The following is a 1,186-nucleotide window of genomic DNA, read 5'->3' on the forward strand; positions in this document are numbered from 1 at the left end:
ATGCTCGGCCCGTGCGCCGGCGGCGCCGCGTACTCCCCGGCCCTGACGGACTTCGTGTTCATGGTCCGCGAGACCTCGCAGATGTTCATCACCGGCCCGGACGTGGTCCGCGCGGTGACCGGCGAGGAGATCACCCAGAACGGCCTGGGCGGCGCCGACGTCCACGCCGAGACCTCCGGCGTCGCGCACTTCGCGTACGACGACGAGGAGACCTGCATCTCCGAGGTCCGCTACCTCATCTCGATGCTGCCCTCCAACAACCGCGAGAACCCGCCCGTCCACGAGACGAGCGACCCGGCCGACCGCCGCAGCGAGGTCCTCCTCGACCTGGTCCCCGCCGACGGCAACCGCCCGTACGACATGCTCAAGGTCATCGAGGAACTCGTCGACGAAGGCGACGTCCTGGAGATCCACGAGCGCTGGGCCCGCAACATCATCTGCGCCCTGGCCCGGATGAACGGCCAGGTCGTCGGCATCGTCGCCAACCAGCCCGGCCACCTCGCCGGTGTCCTGGACATCGAGGCCTCCGAGAAGGCCGCACGCTTCGTCCAGATGTGCGACGCCTTCAACATCCCGATCATCACCCTCCTGGACGTCCCCGGCTTCCTGCCGGGCGTCGACCAGGAACACGGCGGCATCATCCGCCACGGCGCCAAGCTCCTCTACGCGTACTGCAACGCCACCGTCCCGCGGATCAGCCTGATCCTGCGCAAGGCCTACGGCGGCGCGTACATCGTCATGGACTCCCAGTCCATCGGCGCCGACATCACCTACGCCTGGCCGACCAACGAGATCGCCGTGATGGGCGCCGAGGGCGCGGCCAACGTCATCTTCCGCAAGCAGATCGCGGACGCCGAGGACCCCGAGGCCATGCGTGTCCGCATGGTCAAGGAGTACAAGGCCGAACTGATGCACCCGTACTACGCGGCCGAACGCGGCCTCGTCGACGACGTCATCGACCCCGCCGAGACCCGCGAGGTCCTCGTCAGCGCCCTCGCGATGCTCCGCAACAAGCACGCCGATCTGCCGTCCCGCAAGCACGGCAACCCGCCGCAGTAACCGCGAAGGAGACCTGCCACCACATGAGCATCACCGCCGACACCCTCCTGAAGGTCGAAAAGGGCAACGCCCGGCCCGAGGAACTCGCCGCCATCACCGCCATCCTCCTCGCCCGCGCCGCCTCCAC

Annotated in this window: 2 protein-coding genes; both read left to right on the plus strand. The window is 68.5% G+C overall.

The window, feature by feature from the left end; genetic code table 11:
- A partial coding sequence (locus ACFY0D_RS40230; protein WP_390802815.1) for an acyl-CoA carboxylase subunit beta occupies positions 1–1,059 on the plus strand: 1,059 nt, incomplete at its 5' end.
- Between the two features lie 23 nt (positions 1,060–1,082).
- A partial coding sequence (locus ACFY0D_RS40235; protein WP_390802816.1) for an acyl-CoA carboxylase subunit epsilon occupies positions 1,083–1,186 on the plus strand: 104 nt, incomplete at its 3' end.

It is taken from the genome of Streptomyces sp. NPDC001502, from assembly GCF_042894785.1.
GTDB lineage: Bacteria > Actinomycetota > Actinomycetes > Streptomycetales > Streptomycetaceae > Streptomyces > Streptomyces kutzneri.